The 23,837-nt window shown below is 52.4% G+C and carries 23 protein-coding genes and 2 tRNA genes; 15 read left to right on the top strand and 10 right to left on the bottom strand.

The annotated features are described in order from the left end of the window. Positions 1-165: 165 nt before the first annotated feature. From murA to L855_RS08760, 6 genes are all read left to right on the top strand, one after another. Entirely contained in the window at positions 166-1,494 is a 1,329-nt protein-coding gene (gene murA, locus L855_RS08785) for a UDP-N-acetylglucosamine 1-carboxyvinyltransferase (RefSeq protein WP_159786893.1), read from the top strand. A gap of 161 nt (positions 1,495-1,655) precedes the next feature. Further along, on the top strand, positions 1,656-2,531 hold the full coding sequence (locus L855_RS08780; RefSeq protein WP_159786890.1) for a M48 family metallopeptidase: 876 nt from the start codon (positions 1,656-1,658) through the stop codon (positions 2,529-2,531). Continuing rightward, positions 2,510-2,591: transfer RNA gene (locus L855_RS08775), tRNA-Leu, on the top strand. Before L855_RS08780 ends, L855_RS08775 begins: the two co-directional genes overlap by 22 nt. A 123-nt stretch (positions 2,592-2,714) precedes the next feature. Then, positions 2,715-3,494 (top strand): cyanoexosortase B system-associated protein, encoded by a 780-nt coding sequence (locus tag L855_RS08770; RefSeq protein WP_159786887.1) that lies wholly within the window; start codon positions 2,715-2,717, stop codon positions 3,492-3,494. 121 nt (positions 3,495-3,615) lie between these two features. Beyond that, positions 3,616-5,262, top strand: coding sequence for a polysaccharide biosynthesis/export family protein (locus L855_RS08765; RefSeq protein WP_159786884.1), 1,647 nt, complete (start codon positions 3,616-3,618; stop codon positions 5,260-5,262). A gap of 67 nt (positions 5,263-5,329) precedes the next feature. Further along, on the top strand, positions 5,330-7,540 hold the full coding sequence (locus L855_RS08760; protein WP_159786881.1) for a GumC family protein: 2,211 nt from the start codon (positions 5,330-5,332) through the stop codon (positions 7,538-7,540). Between the two features lie 18 nt (positions 7,541-7,558). On the opposite strand, the gene psbV2 is transcribed toward L855_RS08760, so the two are convergent. The 3 genes from psbV2 to accD form a co-directional block, all read right to left on the bottom strand. Continuing rightward, positions 7,559-8,077 (bottom strand): photosystem II cytochrome PsbV2, encoded by a 519-nt coding sequence (psbV2, locus tag L855_RS08755; protein WP_159786878.1) that lies wholly within the window; start codon positions 8,075-8,077, stop codon positions 7,559-7,561. A gap of 194 nt (positions 8,078-8,271) precedes the next feature. Next, positions 8,272-8,763, bottom strand: coding sequence for a photosystem II cytochrome c-550 (gene psbV / locus L855_RS08750; RefSeq protein ID WP_159786875.1), 492 nt, complete (start codon positions 8,761-8,763; stop codon positions 8,272-8,274). A gap of 138 nt (positions 8,764-8,901) precedes the next feature. Next, a complete protein-coding gene (gene accD, locus L855_RS08745) occupies positions 8,902-9,846 on the bottom strand; it encodes an acetyl-CoA carboxylase, carboxyltransferase subunit beta (RefSeq protein WP_159786872.1) in 945 nt (314 codons plus the stop codon). Positions 9,847-10,165: 319 nt separating this feature from the next. On the opposite strand from accD, the gene L855_RS08740 reads away from it, so the two are divergent. Beyond that, the gene (locus L855_RS08740; protein ID WP_246198774.1) at positions 10,166-10,573 is read left to right on the top strand and encodes a hypothetical protein; all 408 of its coding nucleotides are present in this window, start codon (positions 10,166-10,168) and stop codon (positions 10,571-10,573) included. Here L855_RS08740 and L855_RS08735 read toward each other — a convergent pair. Next, positions 10,570-11,361 carry a prepilin peptidase gene (locus tag L855_RS08735; RefSeq protein WP_192925015.1) on the bottom strand — a complete coding sequence of 264 codons (792 nt, stop codon included), beginning with the start codon at positions 11,359-11,361 and terminating at the stop codon, positions 10,570-10,572. The two genes, L855_RS08740 and L855_RS08735, sit on opposite strands and share 4 nt — an antisense overlap. A gap of 88 nt (positions 11,362-11,449) precedes the next feature. Between L855_RS08735 and L855_RS08730 the strand changes: the two genes are divergently transcribed. Beyond that, the gene (locus L855_RS08730) at positions 11,450-12,331 is read left to right on the top strand and encodes an SDR family oxidoreductase (protein ID WP_159786866.1); all 882 of its coding nucleotides are present in this window, start codon (positions 11,450-11,452) and stop codon (positions 12,329-12,331) included. Positions 12,332-12,516: 185 nt separating this feature from the next. Here L855_RS08730 and L855_RS08725 read toward each other — a convergent pair whose 3' ends face one another. After that, entirely contained in the window at positions 12,517-13,041 is a 525-nt protein-coding gene (locus L855_RS08725; protein ID WP_159786863.1) for a hypothetical protein, read from the bottom strand. A gap of 121 nt (positions 13,042-13,162) precedes the next feature. On the opposite strand from L855_RS08725, the gene L855_RS08720 reads away from it, so the two are divergent. The 3 genes from L855_RS08720 (at position 13,163) to L855_RS08710 (ending at position 16,181) form a co-directional block, all read left to right on the top strand. After that, the gene (locus L855_RS08720; RefSeq protein ID WP_159786860.1) at positions 13,163-14,113 is read left to right on the top strand and encodes a polysaccharide deacetylase family protein; all 951 of its coding nucleotides are present in this window, start codon (positions 13,163-13,165) and stop codon (positions 14,111-14,113) included. A 157-nt stretch (positions 14,114-14,270) separates the two neighbouring features. After that, positions 14,271-15,326, top strand: a complete 1,056-nt coding sequence (locus tag L855_RS08715; protein WP_159786857.1) for a 3-deoxy-7-phosphoheptulonate synthase — start codon at positions 14,271-14,273, stop codon at positions 15,324-15,326. 45 nt (positions 15,327-15,371) lie between these two features. Continuing rightward, entirely contained in the window at positions 15,372-16,181 is an 810-nt protein-coding gene (locus tag L855_RS08710; RefSeq protein WP_159786854.1) for a 7-carboxy-7-deazaguanine synthase QueE, read from the top strand. 67 nt (positions 16,182-16,248) lie between these two features. Here the strand turns inward: L855_RS08710 and L855_RS08705 are convergent, their stop codons facing one another. Beyond that, entirely contained in the window at positions 16,249-17,139 is an 891-nt protein-coding gene (locus L855_RS08705) for a hypothetical protein (protein WP_159786851.1), read from the bottom strand. A gap of 180 nt (positions 17,140-17,319) precedes the next feature. Between L855_RS08705 and L855_RS08700 the strand changes: the two genes are divergently transcribed. Together L855_RS08700 and cysC are read left to right on the top strand one after the other, a co-directional pair. Next, entirely contained in the window at positions 17,320-19,107 is a 1,788-nt protein-coding gene (locus L855_RS08700) for an SLC13 family permease (RefSeq protein ID WP_159786848.1), read from the top strand. Between the two features lie 138 nt (positions 19,108-19,245). After that, entirely contained in the window at positions 19,246-19,782 is a 537-nt protein-coding gene (gene cysC / locus L855_RS08695; RefSeq protein ID WP_159786845.1) for an adenylyl-sulfate kinase, read from the top strand. Positions 19,783-19,827: 45 nt separating this feature from the next. Here cysC and L855_RS08690 read toward each other — a convergent pair whose 3' ends face one another. Both L855_RS08690 and L855_RS08685 read right to left on the bottom strand, forming a co-directional pair. Beyond that, positions 19,828-21,405, bottom strand: coding sequence for a hemolysin family protein (locus tag L855_RS08690; protein ID WP_159786842.1), 1,578 nt, complete (start codon positions 21,403-21,405; stop codon positions 19,828-19,830). 156 nt (positions 21,406-21,561) lie between these two features. Beyond that, complete coding sequence (locus L855_RS08685; RefSeq protein ID WP_246198773.1) at positions 21,562-21,837, bottom strand: hypothetical protein; 276 nt, start codon at positions 21,835-21,837, stop codon at positions 21,562-21,564. 233 nt (positions 21,838-22,070) lie between these two features. Here L855_RS08685 and L855_RS08680 point away from each other — a divergent pair. Continuing rightward, a tRNA-Ile gene (locus tag L855_RS08680) sits at positions 22,071-22,143 on the top strand. A gap of 79 nt (positions 22,144-22,222) precedes the next feature. Here the strand turns inward: L855_RS08680 and L855_RS08675 are convergent. Continuing rightward, on the bottom strand, positions 22,223-22,657 hold the full coding sequence (locus L855_RS08675; RefSeq protein ID WP_159786839.1) for a hypothetical protein: 435 nt from the start codon (positions 22,655-22,657) through the stop codon (positions 22,223-22,225). A 412-nt stretch (positions 22,658-23,069) separates the two neighbouring features. On the opposite strand from L855_RS08675, the gene L855_RS08670 reads away from it, so the two are divergent. After that, the gene (locus L855_RS08670) at positions 23,070-23,318 is read left to right on the top strand and encodes a DUF7219 family protein (protein WP_192925014.1); all 249 of its coding nucleotides are present in this window, start codon (positions 23,070-23,072) and stop codon (positions 23,316-23,318) included. 84 nt (positions 23,319-23,402) lie between these two features. Here L855_RS08670 and L855_RS08665 read toward each other — a convergent pair whose 3' ends face one another. Continuing rightward, positions 23,403-23,732 carry a hypothetical protein gene (locus tag L855_RS08665; RefSeq protein WP_159786836.1) on the bottom strand — a complete coding sequence of 110 codons (330 nt, stop codon included), beginning with the start codon at positions 23,730-23,732 and terminating at the stop codon, positions 23,403-23,405. Positions 23,733-23,837: the final 105 nt, after the last annotated feature.

Here is a 23,837-nt window from a genome sequence, read left to right as displayed (position 1 = left end):
AAAACGTAAATTTCTGGGTTTTGGGTAAAATCAAAACCAACCTTTCATCTCTAACGAGCTGAGACTGTCGTTCTGGAGGACAGACCCATTAATCGTTCTTTTAATCCCACGGAACTCCGTTCCCCCACTTCCCCAACTCACCGTATCGAAACTGCACAATCCCCTATGACAAGCACCACTCTAGAACAGACCCTCTCCACAGAAGTTAACGAGTCCGTTCTACATATCTGGGGACGGCAGCCTCTCTCGGGAGACGTGACCATTAGTGGCGCCAAAAACGCCGCCCTAGCCCTCATCGCCGGGGCCCTACTCTGCCCTGAGACCTGTCGGCTTCGTAATGTCCCTGGACTGGTGGACATTGCCCGCATGGCCCAAATCGTCAGCGCCCTGGGGGTCAAACTCCACCGCGACGGCGATGTCATGGAAATCGATGCCAGTCACATCGGCCAATCCCAAGCCCCCTATGAACTGGTGAGCCAACTGCGGGCCAGCTTCTTTGTCATCGGTCCGTTACTGGCCCGTCTAGGGGTTGCTAACGTTCCCCTCCCCGGCGGCTGTGCCATCGGCGCCCGTCCTGTGGATCTCCATGTTCGTGGCCTACAGGCCCTTGGTGCCGATGTGCAGATTCAACATGGTGTCGTCCGGGCCTGCATTACCGGCGGCCGGAAACGACTCCAAGGGGCGAAAATCTATCTGGACTATCCCAGCGTCGGCGCCACAGAAACCCTAATGATGGCTGCCACCCTAGCGGAAGGGGAAACCATCCTCGATAACGCCGCCCAAGAACCCGAAGTCATTGATTTGGCGAACTTCTGCCGCGCTATGGGGGCCAAAATTGAGGGGGCCGGCAGCAAAACTATCCATATCAGTGGCGTTCCCAAACTCCATACCGCTGACTACAGCATCGTTCCCGATCGCATCGAAGCCGGAACCTTCCTCGTTGCCGGGGCCATTACCCAATCCGAGATTAGCCTCTCCCCCGTCATTCCCGAACATCTCACCGCCGCGATCGCCAAGTTGCGCAGTGCCGGAACCCAGGTGGTCATGGATACTCCCAATCGCCTGCGCGTCCTTCCTGGGCCCATTCAAGCCGTGGACATCGAAACCCAACCCTTCCCCGGCTTCCCCACTGATATGCAGGCCCAGTTCATGGCCCTGCTTACCCTCAGTCAGGGCAGCAGCGTGATCACCGAAACGGTCTTTGAAAACCGCTTGCGTCATGTGGCTGAACTGCAACGGATGGGCGCTGATATTCGCGTCAAGGGGAATATTGCTGTGGTGCGTGGGGTTTCCATGCTCTCTGGGGCCCCCGTAGTCGCCACCGATTTACGAGCCTCCGCCGCCCTAGTGTTAGCAGGCCTGGCCGCCGAAGGTAAAACGGTGGTGCAAGAGTTGCGACATCTCGATCGCGGCTATGAGAACTTAGCGGGCAAACTGCAAACCCTCGGGGCGCGGGTAGAACGAGTCCCCGTCAGTAGCGAACAGACCGTCTAATCTCACCCCTGGCACCCCCATTGAAAAACAGTGAGTCATACAATGGCTCGCTGTTTTTGGTGTCAGCCAAGACGCGCCAAGTTAGGGGACAAGAGAGGACATCTATAATAGAGACTGGGGTTCGTCGCCGTTCTCTAATATATTGTCTAGGTTGAGTTATCATGTCTTTCTCCAAAACGCTCTTGGTGGGGCTGAGATCGGAACAGTTCCGCCATCCCCTCGATTTGCAGGCCACCACCGCCTTGAAGCAGATCCCTGGTATCGATGTCGTGATTCGCAATCTCCTCGGGGCCTTAGGAGAACAGTATTTTTATCTAGAAAATATCGCCTCTGGGGTGCGGGTTGGCCCCAAACAACTCCCGGAACTGCATCAGCTACTCCTCGAAGCTGCTCAGGTGTTGGATGTGGAAGCTCCTCAATTGTATGTGCGCCAACATCCAGTTCCAAATGCTTATACCTTTGCCATGCGCGGACGACAAGCGTTTGTGGTTCTCCATACTTCCTTACTCGAACTGTTAACCCCCGAGGAAACTCAGGCCGTGATTGCCCATGAGTTGGGCCATCTCAAATGTGAGCATGGGGTCTATTTGACCTTAGCCAATTTAATTACCCTCGCCGTCGGTCAAGTGCCCAATTGGGGGGCGTTAGTGGCCCAGAGTCTTCAGGCGCAAATGTTAGAGTGGTTGCGCTGTGCCGAATTTAGCTGCGATCGCGCCGCCTTGTTGGCCACTCAAAATCCTCGAACCGTCATGTCGGTGCTGATGAAGCTCGCCGGAGGTTCCCCCACCCTGTCCCCCCAGCTCAACTTAGATGCCTTCCTAGAGCAAGCTCGCTCCTACGACGAGATTGGGGAGGATGCCCTCGGAGAAGCCCTAAAACAACTACAAACCGAGCAACTGAGCCACCCTGTCCCGGTGTTGCGGGCCCGGGAGATTGATCGCTGGTCTAGCAGCCAAAACTATTATGACTTGTTAAAATGCAGTGAAAGCTGCTATAGTGACAAAACCAACGCAATGGGCGGATGGCGAAATTGGTAGACGCACCACACTCAAAATGTGGCGGCTTCGGCCGTGAGAGTTCGAGTCTCTCTCTGCCCATCTAAACATCGATGAAGACTAGGGGTTAATCAACCTCTAGTCTTTTTCGTTGTTCACTCTGAGAACTTGCTATAACAGAGGGGGGCGATCGCCCTGTCGGACTGCCTAAACATTTCACCTGTTATGACTGTAGATAAATCCCTCTCAACGGCAAAACCTTCTAGATCTCTATGGGGATCGTCTTGGTTTGCCAAAGCGGCGATCGCCCTCTGTCTGATCCTATTATTGGTCGGAGCGATTCCTAGGTACCTGCAAGGAAGTCCACCCATCGACCCCATCCCCGATGCCCCCATTGCCTCATTGCAAACCCTACGGGATCAGGGCCTGACCTTAGACAATTGGACCAGTGTCGATCTACAGAATATACAGCTCGGGCCCAACCGCTGGGTCATGCAAACCCTTAGTTGGGACGGCCCCGAGCCGCCAGAAGGACAAACTGATCGCGCCACCCTTCTGATGAGTCCCCAGCGAGTTCAAACTGGCACCTCTGCCCAACCTCAAATGGAATGGATCGATGTGCGGGGACTCGGACGGGCCCAGGGAGAACGTTGGACCGAAGATCAACATCAACAACTACGATTCACCGTAACCCCTGAATCCGGAAGATCCACCGAGATTCAAGCCCGCTATTTTCGGGGGCGCACTGAACGACGTAGCTTTGCTATCGTCCAGTGGTATGCTTGGGAAAATGGGGGCAATCCCAGCCTCGTGCGCTGGTTCTGGCGCGATCGCATGGCTCGTCTACAGAATCGTCGGTTACCCTGGGTCGCCGTGTCTCTGATTGTGCCCATCGAGCATCTCAGTCAAGTGGATGACGCCAGTCCCTTCCTGGAGACCTTCGCGCAACAAGTTCATACCGCCCTCCTAGAACAAGGCTTCAACACCACCTCAACCCCTGACTAACCCTCTTGTTCCTAGCCTGTCTTTCGTCACACCAACTAAGACAGTAGTCAGACTCAAAAACCATTTCAATCAGAGCATCTAGCACTTAAATCTGTCCCATTCAACTTGTCCGAGGTGAGTCGTGCTTCCTTCCCACTTTTCCCATCTCCCCCGTTGGCGTTCAGGTACCGCCCTGCTCTCCGGGGCCGTACTGGTAGCCATCCAGCTCCTGCCCATTCAGACGGCGATCGCCCAAACTGAGGATGAGCGTCGCATCTTGGAGCCGACAGTGCCTCAAAGCCGCCTATCCCCCCAGTGGCGGCAATTTGAAACTCAGCGAGAAACCGAACATCTCCAAATCATGGATTATTTGGAGAGGTGGCTGCGCGATCGCATCGATCAATTTCCCGCCTCTCAACAACTTCCCCCCGGCATCCTTCAAGATTCCCGCCGTCCGCCTCAGCAGCAAGTTCCCATTGATAGCATCGCCTGGGATGAATACCGCCTCGGCATCGGTGACGGCATATCCATCGTTGTCCAGCCCCCCTTTCAAGACCTCAGCACCACCGCCCAAATCTCCTTCCAAGGCACCATCTTCGTCCCCCTCCTGGGAACCGTTAATCTCCAAGGACTCACCGTTGACCAAGCCGCCAATCTCCTAGAAACCTCTCTTAACCGATTTGTGGTCAACCCTGATGTCCAGGTCGTTCTCGCTCAACCCAGACAATCTCAAATCACCGTCACCGGAGAAGTTGATCGCCCCGGATTCTTCCCCATCGCACCCAATTCTCCCCTCGTCCAAGCCCTCCTTACCGCCGGTGGGGTGACCATGGATGCCGATCTGCGAGAAGTGACCGTAGAACGGCGTTTCCCCGACGGAGAGCGAATCAGCCAAACCTTTGACCTGCATACCCCCCTAACTCTGGGCCAGGCGATCCCCGATGTGCGTCTGCGAGACGGTGACGTAGTCCGAGTCGCAACCCGGCCCCGTGAATTTGACTCCGACTACGATCGCGACATCTTGCAGCGAACCGCCCTCGTCTCCACGACCAGCCGACCCATTGCTATCACCATCACCGGCGAGGTGGTTCGTCCCGGTTACTACGAGACTAACTCTCGTCCCGCCCCGGAAGTCGATGACGTTCTCATCGCTGCCCAGGGGACTAAAACCACCGCCGACTTACGACGGATTCTCGTTCGCCGTCGCCTTCCGGACGGAACGGCCATCGAACGGGAACTCGACCTGTTTACCCCTCTACTTGAAGGACGACCCCTTCCCCGACTGAGCCTCGAAGATGGTGATGTAATTATCGTGCCTGAAATTCGCCCCGAAGATCGCGAAAGCTATGATGTTGAACTCATGGCCCGCACCACCTTCTCCCAACAACGGATTGTGGTGCGCCTGGTGAGTCGCCCGGGGAACGCTGCCGGACCACAAGATCTCCCCGCTGGCAGTCGTTTAGCCGATGCCGTCGCCGGAGTTCCCATCAATACCGCTCGCCTCGGCCGTGTGGCCTTGATTCGCTTTGATGAAGAAGTGGGTGAACCTGTAACAGAATATTACGATGTGCGAGAAGCCATCATGGGTAACATGGAGGAGAACCCCTTACTCCAGGATCGAGATGTTATTGTAGTGGGACGGAACCTCATCGCTCAATTGGGGAACTTTCTGAACACCTTTACTCAACCCTTCCGGGATGTTTTGGGCTTTCTCTTATTCTTTGACCAACTCTCCAATAGCGCCAATAACCTTTTTGGCCCAACCGGTGATGGCAACAATCAGAACTAAATCCCCATATTCCCCAATTCGGTCGACCCCGTAAACTAGAGATAAGACTCAAACAGGTATATCAACTGTGGCACCCTCAATCGTCAAACGGTACATCATTGCCTTTGGGAAATATAAATTCGCCGGATTTGCCGTCTTCGCCCTAGCCGTCGGCGTTTCTGGACTCATGGGCCTAGAAGAACCCCCCCCACCGAGTTACAACGCCTCTGGGGTCATGAGCTTGAACCAGGAACCGGTTACCGTGTCACAAACGGGACCCAACATCCAAGAACAGGGGAAGCAAGCCCTCAATCGTGAGTTTCTTCTAGATGACCAGGTGGTTGAGCAGGTGGCGGAACAAGTGGGCGTGCATCCTCGCCAGATTCGCTCTGCCCAGTTGCGAACTCCCGGCAGTGATGGGCCGCAGTTATATACCATTTCCTTCGTTGATGCCACCCCAGAACGGGCCAAACAAGTCGTGCAACTCCTGATGGAGTCATCCGTTGAAAAAAGCCGGATGCTCAATACATCGCGCCTCGATGTGTTGATTGCAGCCCTAAACGAGCGTATCCCCGAGGTTGAATCAGACTTACGAGAAGCCGAGGAGAACTTACTACAATTTGACCGCATTGACGGAGCGGCTTTGATTCTCGGTCGTGATGGGGTTTTAGTGGGCAACATTCGCGGCGCTCAAAATCGCCAGGATGAACTGCAACGACAGATTGAAGAAACAACCACCCAAATGCAGAGTCTGGAGGCGCGTTTAGGCTTAACGGTGGATGAAGCCTATACCTCGTCGGCGTTGAGTCGCGATCCCATCGTCAATAATCTACGGGGACAGATTCACCAGATTGAAAGTCAGCAAGCCCTCCTGAGCCAAACTTTACGTGAAGATCACCCCCAGGTTGTCGAATTGCGTCGCCAACTGGCGGGGTTAGAACGGCTGCTGGAAAACCGCGCTCAAGAGGTGATTGGGGGAGATGGCATCGGTCAACCCCTGTATGATAGTCGCCGAGTTCGCACTCAAAGCAGCCTAGACCCAACCCGGCAAGAAATGGCCAATCAGTTGGTAGGCTTACAAACCCAGCGGGAGATGCTGCTGCAAAATCTGGTGCAATCGGAACGACTAGAGAATGAGTTGCTGGCTGAGTACCAGAATCTCCCCAATTTAGAGTTGGAACGGGAACGACTCAGTCAGATTGTTGCCATTCATAAGTCTCTATTTAACCAGTTACAGGCTCGGCTAATTGATGCTGAGTCGGCGCGGACAGAAACAGTTAGTAACCTCAGTATTGCCCAAGAACCCCAGGTTCAAGAAATACGGGAAGAGGCTGCCAATATCTTTATCCTGGTTCTCATTGGTGGTGGGGCTGGTTTGGCCGCTGGGGCGGTGTTAATCTTTGGCTTATCGGCTCTCGAAGGGCGCTTCTACACCATGGAAGAAGTGCGTGGCGCTCTACAGGAACGGGATTTGACCGTGTTGGGAACCATTCCCCATGTTGATCGCTTCGATACCCTCGACGAAGACCCATTCCCCGTCCTCTTATCGCCTCATTCCCCCTACTTGGATTATTACGAGCGGCTGCGTAGTAACTTACAACGGATTGAGGGGAAACCACCCCGGATTGTCTTGGTTACCAGTCCTGCGGCTCAGGAGGGCAAGTCCTTTACGGCGTATAACTTAGCGATCGCTGCCGCCCGTGCCGGAAAACGCACTCTGTTAGTAGAAGCCGATGTGCGATCGCACTCCCAGGCGGAGTCCTTGAAAATCGCTCTGGATCCTGCACGACTGACGGACCCCCTGAAGCACTATCACAGCCTGAATCAGAACGCTCATCTGGTTCCCGATGTGCCCAACCTTTATGTGGCCTCCAGTCCGGGTCCCCAACGCAATGCACCGGCGGTCATTGAGTCGAGTGAACTGCGCCAGTTGCTGATGCAGGCTCGGGCCCGCTTTGACTTTGTGGTGGTTGATTCTCCGGCTCTGAGTGAATGTAATGACACGCTGGCCCTCGAACCCTTCACCGATGGTCTGCTGATTGTGGCTCGGCCGGGGGTCACTCGGGGCGGCCTCCTCAATGAATATGCAGAAATGCTCGAAGAGGCCGAAGACCGAGTGCGTGTCCTGGGGTCTGTGGTCAATGGGGCAGAAGTTCCTGTAGAAATCCCCTATGACGAGAGCGAGGAGCCAGCCGTCGAAGAGCGGTTAGGCTACGAAGCGGCTCTCTATGATCAGTACCTCGGACATCCAGAGGCGGAACATCCAGAGTCCCCCGCCCAAACCCGCACTCCCTCCTAAGGGGTATTGAGTCTGGGGTTAGCGGTTAGAGGGAACCGTTCCCCAGCCGGGGACTTTCTCTGCGGCACTGAGGGTAAAGGCGGCCAGTTCCTCCAGTTCAGGACGGGCCAGCCAACTCTCAGGAACTTCCCGACACCAGTAACTGGGTTCAGACCCGTCATAGGTCATGGGTTCGCGCAGATAGGTCACGAAACTGTTGATGTTATCCCGTGGCGGGGTGGCCGCGGCTAGGTCCTTCAGGGTCAGGGATACTTGGGGAAGGGGAAGGGTCAGGCCATTGGCATGACAGTAGGCGCAGTTTTCCATGAAGATATCCCGGCCTCGGGTTAGGGCTTCACCGGAATAACTGGCTTGATTTCCTTGAGCATCTAGTTTCACCTGAGCCGGGCCATCTGGGGTCAGATATCGCGCCACATCGGTGTTAATCCCATCGGCTAACGAGGGGGAGCCTCCCCAAAGCAAAACTCCTAGGATGGCGATCGCGCTGAGGGTATGTTTAAACCAAATGCCCAGGGACACGGTGGGTTGAACAGCCATAGTGATCCTTGTCTAAAAACGGCAAAATTGCAAAAAACCGGCGATCGCCACTGAGGATCGCCCGGTTTTCTCAAGCCTGTAATAGGTCTTGGAGTATTCCAATGAAGCAGAAGGGCAACAGCGACGAAACCTCAGACCGAACCTGAAGTTCATCGCTGTCACGCCTTCACCGTTCACCGGCAGAATGGGGAGATTTAGTTATAAACCTTACCGCCACCCCATTGAGTTCCACGCAGTTTGGGCTGAATCAGAATATGTCCAGCGATATTAAACAAATCGTCGTCTGTTAAATTTCTCATTTCAGGGAAAATGTCTGCACTGGACGTGGCCGGGTGCAGTTCGGAAATATCAAACTCACCATCAAAGGTGGTGGGGTTTTTCATATAATCCACCAACGCCTCTACGTTATCCCGACGGGGGGTTGCTAAGGCCAAACTCTCGGAACTTAGGTTGACGTTCGGGTTGGTCTTGGTCAGTCCAACGGGATGGCACTGGGCACAAATATCACCAAAGAGGCGTTTTCCACGGGTGGCTTGTTCTATGGAGAAGGTGACGCTTTCCCCTTGTTCGTTCAGCACCACGGTGCGGGTTTCGGCATCGAGTTCCAACGCCATAGCGCTGTTATTCCCGAAGCTCCAAACTAAGACGACCATGGCGATCGCAAGCCAAAAGAATCTTTTTAGCATTGTTTTCCTCTAAACTTTATTGATGTTCAGCCAAGCTTGAATGTGGGACAAGCTTTAAATCTCTTGTCAGTACACATATCATGCCAGAGTCTGGGGACGTTAGAGCGATTGTTTTAAGGATTTGTTATCTTTAGGGAGTTAGGATGGCTCGTTTGACCCAGAAATTTCTAGGGCAACGGCATCACTCCCATGACCCTGGGAAACCTGATGATGCCTCCGTTTCAGGGACGGATGATGCAAATGAATTAATTGCCCTAACAGTCCTTTGAGTTGGGGACGGGGCACAATAGCATCGACAAATCCATGGTTGAGCAGATCCTCAGCGGACTGAAAATCCTCTGGCAGTTTCTGGCGTAATGTTTGCTCAATCACCCGCCGTCCCGCAAAACCAATGGTAGCTTTCGGCTCAGCCAGGATAATATCACCTAACATGGCAAAACTGGCCGTGACGCCGCCGGTGGTGGGGTGAGTCAGAATGGGGATATAGAGCAATCGCGATTGGCGATGGCGCTGTAAGGCTCCAGAAATTTTTGCCATCTGCATCAGGCTCAACATCCCTTCCTGCATCCGCGCTCCTCCAGAGGCGCAGACAATAATCACCGGACGCTCATCAGCGGTTCCCTGCTCAATCAGACGAGTCAGGGTTTCCCCCACCACCGATCCCATGCTTCCTCCCATAAAGCGGAAGTCCATCACCCCAAGGGCAATAGGCAACCCATCGAGGTCGCCAAAGCCGGTTTGTACGGCATCATTGAGTTGGGTTTTATGTTGGTAATCGGTGAGGCGATCGCGGTAGGCCTTGCGATCGTAGAATCCCAAGGGATCAGTGGGGCGCAACTGGCGATTGAGGGGTTGCCAGGTGCCACGATCAATCAGTTGTTGAATACGCTCATCACTAAAAATGCGACCATGATGACCACATTCGGGACACACCATGTTGTTGGCCGCCAAGTCCTTCGTATAGGTTAAGACACCACAGGACTCGCACTTTGTCCAAAGCCCCTCGGCGATTTCTCGTTCTTGCTGCTTCTGACCGATAGAATTTAACTTGCGCCGGTCGGCAAACCAATCAAATAGAGACATGAAGTTCTGGGATTTTTAAAAGCAATCTCGCGGCTGAGGTTTAAGCACAGAGGTTTAAGCACAGACAGAGCCGCTGACAGGTAAGCCATCTCAAACCGGTATCTGGTCAGGGGATTTGGCTAGGTTGACGGTCGCTGTGTTCTAAGAACTGGGATAGGTCAGGGATCTCTGTCATGGATCGCATCCTATCAAATTCCGGGACTCAAACGCGATTTCTTGTGGCAGATCACGATCTGGAATTGGCCAATCTAGCCAACTCTTCTCCCAGGATACTCTGATATGCAGGCCGTTTAACCCCGAATCTATGGAGGATCATTCCATGAAGTCTCTTTTACCTCTTGCTCTGTTTACCCTCCTGAGTGCCTCAGTTGTGACTCCTGCCCCCGCTCGGGCCCAAGATCGCTTCGCGGAGCGCAATGCTCGTTTAGAGGCGTTCTCGTTATCGCCGTTCGACGTGCAGCGGGCTAAAAACCAAGCCCGTCAACTGGCTGAACGCCTCAATGGGGGCTTGGAACGCTATCGCGCTGAGTCCTCGATGCACGGGCCCTCTGCTGATGCGCCCTATCGTTTAACGGAGACTGGGGACATTGAATTTCGCTTTTTAGGGCGTGCCCCCCGAGACACTCACTACAGCCTTGAAACTGTGGTCATCGTCAACCCCAATACTTGGGAGTTAGAGGCCACCTATAACGGTCAAATTCGTTCTGAGGCAACAACGGACAGTTAAAACAAACCCGCAGGAAAAAATATCTCTAGGTAGAGATTGAGTAAGCTTGGCCCCCAGAGCGCGGCGATCGCCCCTCCCAGGGCGAGAAAGGGGCCAAAGGGCATCGGCTGCGATCGCCCCAAAATCCCCAGGGCGATCGCTCCTCCACCGATTAGCGCCCCCATAAACGCCCCTATAAACCCGGAAATCACCATTAACCCAGGGCCTAACCAAGCGCCAATAGCCGCCAGTAATTTGCCATCCCCCGCGCCCATGGCTTCTTTACCCCAAGCCAAGGACCCCAAAAATCGCACCGCATCAATTAACCAAATCCCCAATACCGCCCCAAAAATTGCCTGCATGAGTCCCCCGATGGCGGAGTCCCCTTGCCAGCCTTGTAGAGTCTGATAGACTAGCCCAGACAACACTCCCAAGCGCGTCAGGGGGTTGGGGAGCGTCATCGTATCCCAATCAATCAGGGCCAACACCAACAGTCCTGTTAAAAAGAGCCAATAGCCTAACGTTGTCAGAGACAGCTCATAGCGCCAAAATATCCCCAAAAACAAGAGTCCTGTCACTGCCTCAACGATGGGATAGCGGGGGGAAATGGGAGTATGGCAATGGGCGCAGCGTCCTCGCAACCGTAACCAACCCAACACTGGGATATTTTCCCCCTTCCCCAGGCCATGACCGCAATGGGGACAACGAGAGGGAGGATGTAATAGGGATTGGCCGGCCGGTAGCCGATAGATCACCACATTGGCAAAGCTACCGATGGACGCGCCTAAGGCAAATACAATAATAAGCATGGGCAAGGCCCACAGGTGATCGATCACAGTCACGATTGCCCCTGTTGTCTAGCAACTCTTGTCTCTAAGTCTAACTGGAATTTGCCTTATGTATTTAGTCACTGGTGCAACCGGAAGTGTCGGCAAACGGATTGTACGGCGGTTGCGCGATCGCGATCTGCCCGTGCGAGCGTTTGTACGACTCTCGTCAAATTATGCGGAACTCGAACAACGGGGCGCAGAAATTTTTATCGGCGACTTGGCCCAAGAGCGAGATATCCGCAAAGCCTGTCGGGATGTCCGCTATATTATCAGCGCCCATGGCTCTGATAGTGGCCAAGCTCAAGCCATTGACTACCGAGCCAACGTTGATTTAATGGATTTTGGCCAGGAAAACCGCATTGATCATTTTGTCTATGTCTCGGTGTTAGGAACCGATCGCGGCTACCAAGATTCTCCTGTGTTTAAGGCTAAGCGTGAGGTGGAAAACACCTTACAAAAACGAGATGTGAACTACACCATCCTACGGCCCTCGGGTTTTGCCTCGAATCTCTTACCCTTGGCCGAACGCTTCCGAGATACGGGGATCTACTTTGCCATTGGCGATCTCAAAAACCGCTCCTCGATTCTGAGTCCCGATGATTTGGCGGAAATTGCCATCCAATCACCCCAACATGAGGCCGCCAGGAATCAAATTTTTGCTGTGGGTGGCCCAGAAATCCTCACTCGTGAGGATATCCCGAAAATTTTTGGTCAAGTCTTCCAGAAAGATCCCTTTGTGGTCAATCTCCCCTTAACGGTACTCGATGGGGTCCGTTCAGCGGTAGGATTTCTCAATCCTGAGTTGCAGCGATCGCTCGGAACCTTACGAATTCTCTTAGCCAACGAGTTTTTCTGTACCTCCGAAGAAATTCACCGACTCGAATCGGTTTTTGATATCCAAATGGAGTCATTGGAAAGCTTTTTAAGGCGCTATTTACTGAACCGGTAAGTGTCTCTTAAAGTAGAGACCAAAAATCCCCTCCTGGGAGGGGCGAGGGGTGGGTTCTCCCTCTGGTGGAGTCCAGGGGTGGGTTCTCCCTCTGGTGGAGTCCAGGGGTGGGTTCTTCCCCTGGGAGGGGCGAGGGGTGGGTTCCCCTCCTGGGAGAGTCCAGGAGTGAGTTCCCGACCTACAGCTCATTGCCACACCAAGTCTCCATATTCATGACGACAGGTTTCTAAAACATGGCGGGCCACTTCATCGGGACGATTCAAGGGATGGAACCCCTCAAACTCAGGCGTTGCAGCGAGACCTTCGGGGCTGGCGATCGCCGTATCCGAGCGTTGCACAGCATAGGGATAATGGTTCGGCTCATAGGTGGGAATCACGGTAATCTGTAACGAGTGATTGGTGATTCGCCCATAGAAACAATCAAAGGAGGATTGGTACATAAAAAAGCCCCCGACAACTTGGTTATCGCGAGATTCTAAAACCATATAGGCGGCGCCAAGAACTTGAGGTTGAGGGGATTCCCCATACCAATAAATCTCTCCAGCAGAAGTTCTTTGAACATTAGAGTCTTCTTGGGCGATCGCTCCACGGGTTGAGGTGAGTGCCAAGGGCAAATCAGCGCAAATCGCTAACAGCAAACAGGGGAGAGACACCGAAAGCCAATAGCAATATTTCTTAACACCTTGAGCCAACCCAAATAACTGAAACACCCTATGCACCTCTCCTACATCATTATCTCAATGATAAAAGATAAGAGGTGCTAAAGGAGCTAGGAACTCATGACGACTGCTGAAATTGTTACAAGACTTTAGAAAAACTGTTGTCAATCCCATGAAATTGATAAAAGTTGCTCCCTATTTTATGCGCCGCCGGATCTTGCCTCAGCCTTATCCCCATCTGGTGGGTCAGATCGCCATTGTCATCCTCATCCTATTGATGGGAGCCAACCGTGTAGATTCACTACGTCCAGTGAACTATGCTCCCAAACTTCTGCCCTTAGAAGTTGCCCCCGTTGAACAGACTGTCAGCCAGCATACTGACATCTCTTTGGCCCGATTAGAACGATTGCAAGAGAATACTAAACGGCAAATCGAACGCGATCGCCTTCCCCCCGACATTTATCATGCTGTTCCGGAGCCTTACCGAGGTCAGATTGTGCGATCGCTCCCCCTGGCCTCCGGCGATCGCGCCATTGCCCTAACCTTCGACGATGGCCCCTCCCCCTATACCACCCAAATTCTCGATATTTTGCACGAGCATAATATCCAGGCGAGCTTCTTCGTCCTCGGGCGAGTTCTCTCCACCTATCCCGAACTGTTGCAACGCATCGTGGCCGAAGGACATATCTTAGGGAATCACACCTGGTCCCATCCCTACGTCGTCAAAAGTGACGCCTTGGCCTATCAAGAAATCGAGCAGACGGCAGAGTTGATTTATCAATACACCCATGTGCGCACCCAACTGTTTCGTCCCCCCGGCGGCTATCTCAACAATGCCCTAACCCCTTACGCCACCGCCCAAAACTACGCCATTACCATGTGGTCCGTAGACAGTTCCGACTACTTCCTACCCCGTGAAGGGATTATTCAGCGAGTTCTCAATGGGGTTCATCCAGGGGCGATCGTCCTCCTCCATGACGGCGGGGGGCCCCGTCATCACACCGTCGCGGCCCTACCCACGATTATTAAAGAACTGCGAGAACAAGGCTATGAATTTGTCACCGTCCCCGAGTTGATGGAACGCTCCCAAGCCGCCGCCACCCAAGCCTCAGACGACCCCTGATCTTCCCTGGCCGAAGGACTCCTCCGCGAATTATCACAACTTCCGGATATCCTTCCTCCAAGAACTGTTTTAAGATGAATACTCGGGCTTCATATCAGCACCTGCGCTCCCGACTTTACCCAGACTGCACCTCATGCCGCATACCATGCCGCACACCATGCCGGAACAACTCTTCAATACTCATATTGCCAACGCTCAGGTTCTCCAACCGCCCGTGGAGATGAAGGCTCAAGTGCCTCTGAGCGATCGCGCCCAACAGACCATCGGGCAATCCCGTCGCGAACTTGAGGCCATTCTCGATCGCCGGGATTCCCGTAGCTTCATTGTGGTCGGCCCCTGTTCGATCCATGATGTCAACGCGGCCAAAGACTATGCTCAACGGCTGCGGGAACTGAGCGATCGCGTGCAGGATAAACTCCTCCTGGTGATGCGCGTCTATTTCGAGAAACCCCGCACCACCGTCGGCTGGAAAGGACTCATCAACGACCCCGACATGGATGACTCCTTCCACATCCAAAAAGGACTCCTCCTCGCGCGCCAACTCCTGGCCGACATTGCCGATCTCGGGTTACCCACCGCCACCGAAGCCCTTGACCCCATCGTGCCTCAATATATCAGCGATGTCCTCAGTTGGTCTGCCATCGGCGCTCGCACCATTGAATCGCAAACTCATCGGGAAATGGCCAGCGGACTTTCGATGCCTGTTGGGCTAAAAAATGGGACTAACGGCAGCATCGAAGTGGCTCTAAACGCCATGAAAGCGGCTCGGGAACCCCATAGTTTCCTAGGAATCGATGAAAATGGTTCAGTGAGCGTTTTTAAGACCAGCGGCAACGACTACGCTCACATTATCTTGCGCGGCGGTGGCGGCCAGGTTAACTATAACGCCGAGTCTATCGCCAAAGTCGAAGCACAACTCAAAGGGGCCGGACTTCCCCCGCGCTTAGTGGTCGATTGCAGTCATGGTAATTCCCATAAAGACCATCGCCGTCAAGCTGGGGTGTTCCAGAACGTGGTTGACCAAATCCAAGGGGGCAACTCTTCCATTGTCGGCATGATGTTAGAGTCGAATTTGTTTGAAGGGAACCAGAAGATCCCCGCGAATCTCAAAGACTTGCGTTATGGTGTATCCGTTACCGACAAATGTTTAAGTTGGCAGGATACAGAAGCCACCATTTTAGAGGCCTATCAGACTTTGGGTGGCCAGTTGTAACTGCGATCGCGAGAAATTGCCGAGTAAAGAAATTGGAATTTGGCCATGAGTAAGGGGCAAACAGCACGACTTGTTGAAGTCTTTTCGGCAATTCAGGGAGAAGGGGCCAACATTGGCACTCGGCAGATTTTTATCCGCTTTGCCCTCTGTGATTTGCGCTGTCTCTACTGTGATAGCGCTCATACCTGGCAGGCCCCTGCCCGTTGCCGTGTTGAACGCACACCGGGATTACGGGACTTTGATGAGTACGATAACCCGATCACCGTGGAGGTATTATCCGCTTGGGTAGAACGGCAAAACCGACCGGGGCTACATGACAGTATTAGTTTGACAGGGGGAGAACCCCTATTGCACGCCCCCTTCTTAGAAGCGTTTTTACCCGAAATTCGCCGACGCACCCAACTGCCCGTTTATCTAGAAACCGGAGGACATCGTCCCGACAAACTCGGGCCAGTTTTGCCCTACTTGGATTTAGTGGGGATGGATATTAAGTTACCCAGTACCAGCGGTGAAACCTGGTGGACTGAACATGAGCAGTTTTTAAAACTCTGTCATGAGGCCGGCGTCTCGGTGTTTGTCAAGACCATTGTCTGCGATCGCACTCCCGCCCAAGAACTCGAACGGGTGGCCCATTTAGTCTCCCGAATTAACTCAGATACCCCCATCTATTTACAGCCCGTCACTCCTCTCAATGGGGTCTTACGGGCTACGAATGAAGCCCTCCGCAAGGATTCATTCCGAGATGCCGTTGTTCCCGATCCTGAGCAGGTTCTGGCCTGGCAAACCATGATGAAGCGTACGATTCAGCATGTTCGGGTGGTTCCTCAAACCCATAAGATGATTGGGCAGTTGTAGGGGAAGAGGCAGTAGGCAGTAGGCAGTAGGCAGTAGGGGCAATCTGCAAGTGGCGAGTCCTGCCCTTTTAATTGTTGAGGCTTTGGCGGGCTTCTCGGAAATCGCGGTTGGCGGCATTGAGGTGGGTTCGGGCTAACTCTCCGGCTAGAGTTTGGCGGGGGATGAGTTCTAGGCGATCGATGGCATCTTGCCAATCGAGGAGGGCCTGTTCTGCGCCTCGGTGGCTGGTGGCTTGTCGGTACTGCGATCGCGCAGCGTTGAGTTCCTCTAAAATCTCATCGAGTTGATCATGGGCATTGCGTTCTTGGAAGAGAATCACATCCATGCGCCCGACACTCTTACGGGCCGCCTCAAACTCATCGTGGGTAAACTTCCAGGAACAGCCAAAAAAGGTACAGTAGCGTTGGGGGTAATAGCCCAGAAACCAGACTGGAAGCTGATCGAGATGATGTTGGGCCTGAGTCACTTTTTCCTGCCCTAACTCCAAATCTGCCGCACTGGTGGCCTGGTTCACCAGTTGATCCGACTGTTCCACCAGGGCGATCGCCTCCCGGTAATTATGATCCATACTCAGGAAACTCGGAAGCAGCAAAATCGGTGCATGTTCGGCAATAGGCTGACGAATCATCGGATAGGGAAGATTAGCCAGAAAGACAAACCCCGTCAATCCCACCCCGCCGGCGACAACCCCCCCGAGAGTTATCGCTAGGGTTCGCGCTTTCGAGGGCTGATTCGCTCTAGCGGCCCGTTCAATTACAGGATTCTTAAACGCGGGATAACGATTTTGGATAATCCGTTTCAGTTGCAACTCCGTCAGAGGGGGTCCCTCCTGCCGTGCCAATCCCTCCAGTTCCTGAAGCAGTAACTTACGAACAACACGCTCCCCCACATCACCCCGGGTATCCCCTTGAAGTTCCCCCCGTAGAATCCCCAAAGCACGGTTGTTTAAACGCTTCATGCTCAAATCCCAACTCTTAGATGTATCTCGCCTCCCCCATCCTATCAAATTCTAGTTGCTTGACCATTCAATTTACCCTGATCCGGCCCCAGGAGGTTGTAAAAACAACATCATCCCCTGTTTTCCCAAACTCTGACCTAGAATAGTAACTTGTCCTGGAACCCTGCAAGATACCCCTAAATGGATATTTTTCTGACCCTGGTTATCTTGGTGTTGGCATTAGTTGGCTTTGTGAGCGAACTCTTACCGCCCGATATTATCGCCTTGTCCGTGACCGTTTTGCTAATGCTTTGTGGTTTGGTGACTCCTGAGGAAGGAATGTCCGGTTTCAGTAACTCCGCAACCGTCACCGTGATGGCGATGTTTATCCTCAGTGCTGGCATCGCCAAAACCGGGGTTATCCAAATCATTCGTGATTTCTTAGTGCGTTGGGGGGGCAAAAGTTCCAGTCGTCAGATTTTCACCTTGGGGGTCTTAGTGGGGCCCATTTCGGCATTTATCAATAACACCGCTGTTTTGGCAATTTTTCTGCCCATTGTTGAGGACTGGTGTCGTAAACAAAAGCGATCGCCCTCTAAACTTCTGATTCCTCTCTCCTATATTTCTATTTTGGGAGGAATGATGACGTTAGTGGGAACTTCAACCAACATTTTAGCGAGTGGACTCTCAGAACAACTCGGCTATCGAACTTTTACGATTTTTGAATTTTCTAAGGCGAGTGTCTGTATTTTTATCTTTGGTCTTTTGTATTTAACCTTTTGTGGTCCTGCGTTACTCCCCAATCGCAAGACAGAGGGGGAGTCATTCACCCAAGATTATGGCTTAAAAGACTATGTCACTGAATTGGTCATCACCCCTCAGTCTAGTCTTGTGGGTGAAACGTTAAACAATAGTGGCATTCAACGAAAATTCGATTTAGACGTGTTAGAGCTACTACGGGATAAAGTGAGATTTGCTCAACCTCTAGCGGATAAAATCCTTGAAGCCGGAGATGTGTTGGTTGTACGCAGTGGTCGAGAAGACCTCCTGAAAATCCGAGAGGAGCGAGGTTTAGACTTGGTTGCAGATGTCAAATTTACCCAAAAATCATTGGATTCTGTCTTGAGTTCTGAGGAAGAAAAAATCGGTGAAGTTCTGATTCTCTCCAACTCTCGCTTAATTGGGACAACCCTTAAAGAAATTCGCTTCCGACAGCGGTATAATGCCACCGTTTTAGCCGTGCGTCGAGGCTCAGAGTTGGTAAAAGGTCCCCTAGGGCGGGTCCCCTTACGCTTTGGCGATTTGTTGCTCTTGCAGGGTCCTAAACAGAGTTTTATTGGACTGCAAACCACCCGAGAGTTGTTAGTTCTTGAGCAACGAAATGTAGAGACAATCCGGCAAGACAAAGCTTGGATTTCCGTGGGGATTGGCTTGGCCGTGATTGCACTTTCAGCGTTTAACATTATGCCAATTGTCGTCAGTGCCTGGGCAGGAGTAATCGCCTTAATTCTGACCAAATGCTTACGTCCTGGAGAAATCTATGGCGCGATTCGTTGGGATATTATTTTCTTATTGGCGGGATTAATTCCCCTTGGCGTCGCCATGCGTAACTCGGGAACCACAACCTGGATTGCTGACAACCTCCTTGCCATTGGGGGAGAACTGCCAGGGTACTGGGTGCTGGTCTTTTTCTTTGTCATCACTTCGATATTTACGGAAATTATTTCCAATAATGCCGCAGTTGTCTTGATGCTCCCCATCGCCGTCGAAGTCGCCCAAACCTTAGAATTGAATCCATTTGCCGCCATGTTCGCCGTCACCTTTGCCGCCTCCAATAGTTATCTGAGTCCCATTGGCTATCAAACCAATACCATGGTCTATGGGCCAGGAGGCTATAAATTTACGGATTTTGCCCGGATTGGTGCGCCATTGACCTTGAGTTTGATGTTGCTTGCTCCTTGGCTAATCATGACCTTCTATGGATTATAGAAGTCTGCTGAAGGAATCCGCTTAACCCGAGGCAATCCTTGCCCTAACCATGGTATTTTGAATGGGCTTCGATGCCTCAACTCCAAGGCAATACTTGGGGTAAGATACTTAGAACAACAGTACAACAGATAAACGAGAATGACTCAACAACGTGGTGTTACGGTTTGGTTTACCGGACTCAGTGGAGCGGGAAAAACAACCATTAGCCAGGCGGTTGCCGAAAAGCTGCGATCGCTCGATTGCAAGTTAGAAATCCTAGACGGGGACATTGTCCGCCAAAATCTCACCAAAGGGTTGGGCTTTAGTAAGGAAGACCGAGATGAAAACATCCGTCGTATTGGCTTTGTCTCCCATCTGCTCACTCGCAATGGGGTGATTGTCTTAGTTTCGGCAATTTCCCCCTATCGATCGGTGCGTGAGGAAGTTAAGGCTCGCATTGGTGATTTTGTGGAAGTCTTTGTCAATGCTCCCCTAGCGGTGTGCGAGGAGCGAGATGTGAAAGGCCTGTACAAAAAGGCCCGCAGTGGGGAAATCGCCAATTTTACTGGGGTCAGCGATCCCTATGAACCGCCGAGCGACCCGACGATTGAATGTCGTACGGATTTAGAATCCCATGAGGAGAGTGTGAATAAGGTACTCAATACCCTCAAGGAGATGGGGTATCTCAGCCTCTAGGACGCCCTCCTAGTTAGCTCTGGCCGGCGATAGGGGCCTTAATCCCTATCGCTCCTGGTCTGAGGGGAACGAAAACGATTCAGAGTCGCCCTCCTCGTCTAGCAGTGGGTCACTGTCCGTTAAACCTAAATCTGAGTCGAGGCTCTCGCGACTGGAGGACGATTTGTCAACGAAATCGGTTTCTAAATCGAGATCCTCCATTGTGGTTGAACCTGATATGGAGATTGAGGAGAGTTGAGTATCAAGGGGAGGAGAGTTATCCCGTCGTTGCACCTGGATTTGGTGCAGTCGCGGCCCGTCGGTGGTCACCACTTCTAAGTTGAGGCCATTAAAGCTGAACCCCTCGCCCATCTTAGGAATTTTTTGCATTTGATAAATCAGAAAGCCTCCCAGGGTCTGATAGTCGTCGATGAGGGGAAGCTTTAAATCGAGCAGTTCGTTGACTTCTTCGAGATCCATTTGGGCTTGCACAATAAAGGTGCGCTCGTCCACCATTTGTACGGCTAACTCTTCGGTTCCTTCGCTTTCGAGACTCTCGCCCACAATTTCGGCAATGATGTCCTGCATGGTGATTAAGCCCGCAGTTCCACCAAAGTCATCGACGACCATCACCATCGGTTGGCCGCAACGTTGCAGGAGGGGGAGCAGTTCTCCTAGGAGGGTGCATTCCGGGACGAAGCGCGCTGGACGAACCCAGGGTTGAATGGGGGTGTCGAGGGACATTTGACCGCGGGCGAGGGGTTCGGCCAGTTCTTTGAGATGGACGATTCCCCGCACATCGTCGAGGGATTCACCAATGATGGGATAGCGGGAATGACCAGAACGGGCCACTTCCTCTAGGAAGCTGCTAAAGGTCGCATCACTGGGAAGGGCCGCGATTTGGGTGCGGGGAACCATGACTTCTTCGGCGGCGACATCCCCAAATTCAAAGACGTTACTTAGAAGTTCCCGTTCTTCGGCTTCTAGGCCGGTGGATTCTCCTTCGAGGGCGATGATACGTTGCAGTTCTTCGGGGGTGACGCGGTTATAGACACGGCGATCAACATCGCGAATCCCGACTAGGCGTAGGAGTAGGCGGGTGGATTGGTTGAGAATCCAGAGGAAGGGGTTAAAGAAGCGGGCGATCGCCAAACTGGGGGGCCCGAGCAGTTGGGCCAGTTGTTCGGCGTAGAGGAGGGCTAGGGATTTGGGACAGAGTTCCCCGAGAACGATTTGTAGGTACGCCACCAGAAGGAAGGCCAGGGGAATCGAGAGGCTATGGGTGACGACTGTGGCGACGGGAGGGGAGAGGGGAAGTGCGGTTAGCAGTAGGGCGACGAGGGACGCCATAGTCCTCTCGCCAATCCAGCCTAGGGCCAGACTGGAGAGGGTAATCCCCAGTTGGGTGGTGGAGAGGAGGCGATCGATATCCTGTTGCAGAATCTGCACGCTGCGGGCCGGGAGATCCCCCGCATCCACCAGTTGATTGATGCGCGATCGCCGCACGGAGACCATGGAAAATTCGGCCGTAACGAAGAAGGCGTTAATGGCAATCAAGCCCAGAACAGATAATAGGCTCAGAAGGATATCCTGTAGGGTCTTGGTTTCAAGTCCGAGGGGAAGTGCGGCTAAGGGGGCATCCATTAGGAGGACTAGGCTGAGACTTAATAGACCGATAACTCCCAGACGAGAGTATCTAGAGAGGGAGCAAGGGCGGGATATTCGTGGCTTGACGCGATTGCTCACAAGCTTGAAGAGCAGTCGTGGACTCGTACCTCTTAGTTTGGACAAGGTGGTTTTCTAGGCGCTGTGAGGGGTAACCTCGGGCTGATGACTTTGAATTTGCGCTTCAACCTCCCGTAAGATATCGTCTTCATCGAGAAAGCGCGGATTGTTACTGTTGGACTCGTTTTCAGGACGATTGCTGAGATTACTCCCCGGTCGAAATTCCGGCTGAGTTACCCCTTTGAGGGCTTCTCGTCCCAGGGAAAAGCCCCATATGGCACTGAACACCCCAGCGCCCATCATCATTAGCAGGAGGGTGATGGTTAAAAAGACAGTCCAGTTAAATTTCATGGTTGTGAGTCCCGTTGAGATCTTAGATTTATCATTGAGGCGGTGCTGTGACCGCCAGGATGCTGTGAGCGGGCCGTTAGCCTAGCTCAGGTTTCGCACCATTTTATCGTTTGAGATCCGTTTGGGCCAGAACGCAACCCGGAATTTTCTCGGCCCCCTAGCTGAAATTCCGGCGATCGCGCTAGAATCGAGTATGGGGTCACGAGAAACGGTGAGTCCCCTTTCTGTTGTTTGGGCGGTTGGCCGAGCGGTTTAGGCAGCGAACTCATAATTCGCCTCAGGCGGGTTCAACTCCTGCACCGCCCACTGTTTTACTTAACGTCTGAAAACGCCAACAGGGCGGCCCTAGGGGGCGATCGCCCTGTGCTATGCGTTGATGGTGAGGCTAGTCGAGGAAGAACTCGCTACCACGAAGGGGGGTGGTTTCTCCGGTTCGGTTCATCGTATCGACGGAGGTATTATAAGGATTTGCTAAGTCGGGGGTGCGGATGAGGGGATCGTTGGTCAGTTGTTGGCGCATGATATCCCGGTGCAGGATATTCACAAGTCGTCCATCCCGCGAGATGTTATTTTCGGGAAAGTTAAAGAGTAGGGAGTCAATCTGGCTGGGAATACTGCGGTTGCGGAAGAAGTCACGGCTATGTTCAAAAAACCCCCGTTCAAAGGCTTCGGGAATGGTTAAGGTCCGCAGGCGCCGGGTTTCAAGTCCAGGAACGGTGACCTCTGACTCGGAGATTTGGGCGGCGGCTGGAGGCGCAATGGACATCAGCGCGGCGATCGCAGCTCCCAAAACTGGGGTTAGACGCAATGAACGGTTCATAGACTTCTCCTCAACGTTTGCCTTCTAGTTTAACCTATGGACTTGGCAAGTTGTCCATTGACCCCAACCTTGGACTAGGGGGCGATCGCCTAAGATCTTCTCTTCAAACGTCCCTAGGGTTCGCGATCCCCATTATCAGTAAGAATACTGAAATACGGTTCAAACTGAACTGAACTCAGACTCGATAGGACTGAAATATTCAGGGAGAAACCATTTAGATTTGTTGCAAAACAAGCCATGACCTTGGTATCTAAACACACCGTTTTGTAAAAAAGGTTATGATAGGGTTAAGACAACAATTGAAATAATGTCGCAAGACATCCATTGACGGACTGAAGATACAGCGATTCCAAGGCAAATTAGAGCTGATTAGGGAATAGCATTAATTGTTTCACCATAATAACAGGAGGCTATGATGACCCACTCCAACTTTTTGACAACCAAACGCCCCTACCATGGTCACGTCACCTCTGAGCATCCTGAAGTCTTATTGTTTGACGCGAATCTGCAAGAATTCGCCCAAAAGATTGGTTATATTAGCTGTTTAGAAACCAGTGGCAAACTGCCCCCAGATTTGGCATTTCGAGAAGTAGAGGCACTTTGGAAAAAACTTCAAGAAACCACAAAATCACTGGGATTAGAGCGGGGGCAAACGAGCTAATTGTTATCTGTTTATAAATTTAATTTTCCTTATTATTTTTTGGGCGGCCGGTGTCGGTCGCCCAGTTGTTTTTTAAGCTAACGGTTATCGATCGAGATCATCCAAAAAGTGGTCAACGGTTTCGAGATAACCGGGATCATCTGCGATTCCGGGAGAGAGTCGATTGTCTGCGATCGCCGCCTGGATGACATCGTCTGCCGAAATATCGCCGCTACGATAGGCAGATGCGAGTCGATTAAACTGAGGAATTCCCTGTTCTCTTAAATAGCCATTGCGGGCCAATTGAACTAAATCAACCGCTGATATATTAAATGGGACCGATTGTGCAGGAGATTTGCTAGAGAAGCCAATCCAGAGGATCAAAATCCAGAGGGGACTCAAACTTAGCATGAAAACTTGTTTAAAATTAGGCATGAAATTTAAGGTTGTTAGTGATGGTTATGTTCACTAGCATATCGAGAGAATATAAAAAATAGATGAAAACAAAGTAGGGATCACAATTTCGCCATGATACCTACA

Source organism: Sodalinema gerasimenkoae IPPAS B-353, assembly GCF_009846485.1.
GTDB lineage: Bacteria > Cyanobacteriota > Cyanobacteriia > Cyanobacteriales > Geitlerinemataceae > Sodalinema > Sodalinema gerasimenkoae.
The sequence above is the reverse complement of the archived record's forward strand: the minus strand, read 5'-3'. Positions and strand labels throughout refer to the sequence as shown.

Bases quoted from the DNA above. Each gene is read 5' to 3' on its own strand.
- murA (WP_159786893.1), top strand. From the start codon at position 166: ATGACAAGCACCACTCTAGAACAGACCCTCTCCACAGAAGTTAACGAG.
- L855_RS08780 (WP_159786890.1), top strand. From the start codon at position 1,656: ATGTCTTTCTCCAAAACGCTCTTGGTGGGGCTGAGATCGGAACAGTTC.
- L855_RS08770 (WP_159786887.1), top strand. From the start codon at position 2,715: ATGACTGTAGATAAATCCCTCTCAACGGCAAAACCTTCTAGATCTCTA.
- psbV2 (WP_159786878.1), bottom strand. From the start codon at position 8,077: ATGGCTGTTCAACCCACCGTGTCCCTGGGCATTTGGTTTAAACATACC.
- psbV (WP_159786875.1), bottom strand. From the start codon at position 8,763: ATGCTAAAAAGATTCTTTTGGCTTGCGATCGCCATGGTCGTCTTAGTT.
- accD (WP_159786872.1), bottom strand. From the start codon at position 9,846: ATGTCTCTATTTGATTGGTTTGCCGACCGGCGCAAGTTAAATTCTATC.
- L855_RS08740 (WP_246198774.1), top strand. From the start codon at position 10,166: ATGAAGTCTCTTTTACCTCTTGCTCTGTTTACCCTCCTGAGTGCCTCA.
- L855_RS08735 (WP_192925015.1), bottom strand. From the start codon at position 11,361: ATGCTTATTATTGTATTTGCCTTAGGCGCGTCCATCGGTAGCTTTGCC.
- L855_RS08730 (WP_159786866.1), top strand. From the start codon at position 11,450: ATGTATTTAGTCACTGGTGCAACCGGAAGTGTCGGCAAACGGATTGTA.
- L855_RS08720 (WP_159786860.1), top strand. From the start codon at position 13,163: ATGAAATTGATAAAAGTTGCTCCCTATTTTATGCGCCGCCGGATCTTG.
- L855_RS08715 (WP_159786857.1), top strand. From the start codon at position 14,271: ATGCCGGAACAACTCTTCAATACTCATATTGCCAACGCTCAGGTTCTC.
- L855_RS08710 (WP_159786854.1), top strand. From the start codon at position 15,372: ATGAGTAAGGGGCAAACAGCACGACTTGTTGAAGTCTTTTCGGCAATT.
- L855_RS08705 (WP_159786851.1), bottom strand. From the start codon at position 17,139: ATGAAGCGTTTAAACAACCGTGCTTTGGGGATTCTACGGGGGGAACTT.
- L855_RS08700 (WP_159786848.1), top strand. From the start codon at position 17,320: ATGGATATTTTTCTGACCCTGGTTATCTTGGTGTTGGCATTAGTTGGC.
- cysC (WP_159786845.1), top strand. From the start codon at position 19,246: ATGACTCAACAACGTGGTGTTACGGTTTGGTTTACCGGACTCAGTGGA.
- L855_RS08690 (WP_159786842.1), bottom strand. From the start codon at position 21,405: ATGGATGCCCCCTTAGCCGCACTTCCCCTCGGACTTGAAACCAAGACC.
- L855_RS08685 (WP_246198773.1), bottom strand. From the start codon at position 21,837: ATGAAATTTAACTGGACTGTCTTTTTAACCATCACCCTCCTGCTAATG.
- L855_RS08675 (WP_159786839.1), bottom strand. From the start codon at position 22,657: ATGAACCGTTCATTGCGTCTAACCCCAGTTTTGGGAGCTGCGATCGCC.
- L855_RS08670 (WP_192925014.1), top strand. From the start codon at position 23,070: ATGATGACCCACTCCAACTTTTTGACAACCAAACGCCCCTACCATGGT.
- L855_RS08665 (WP_159786836.1), bottom strand. From the start codon at position 23,732: ATGCCTAATTTTAAACAAGTTTTCATGCTAAGTTTGAGTCCCCTCTGG.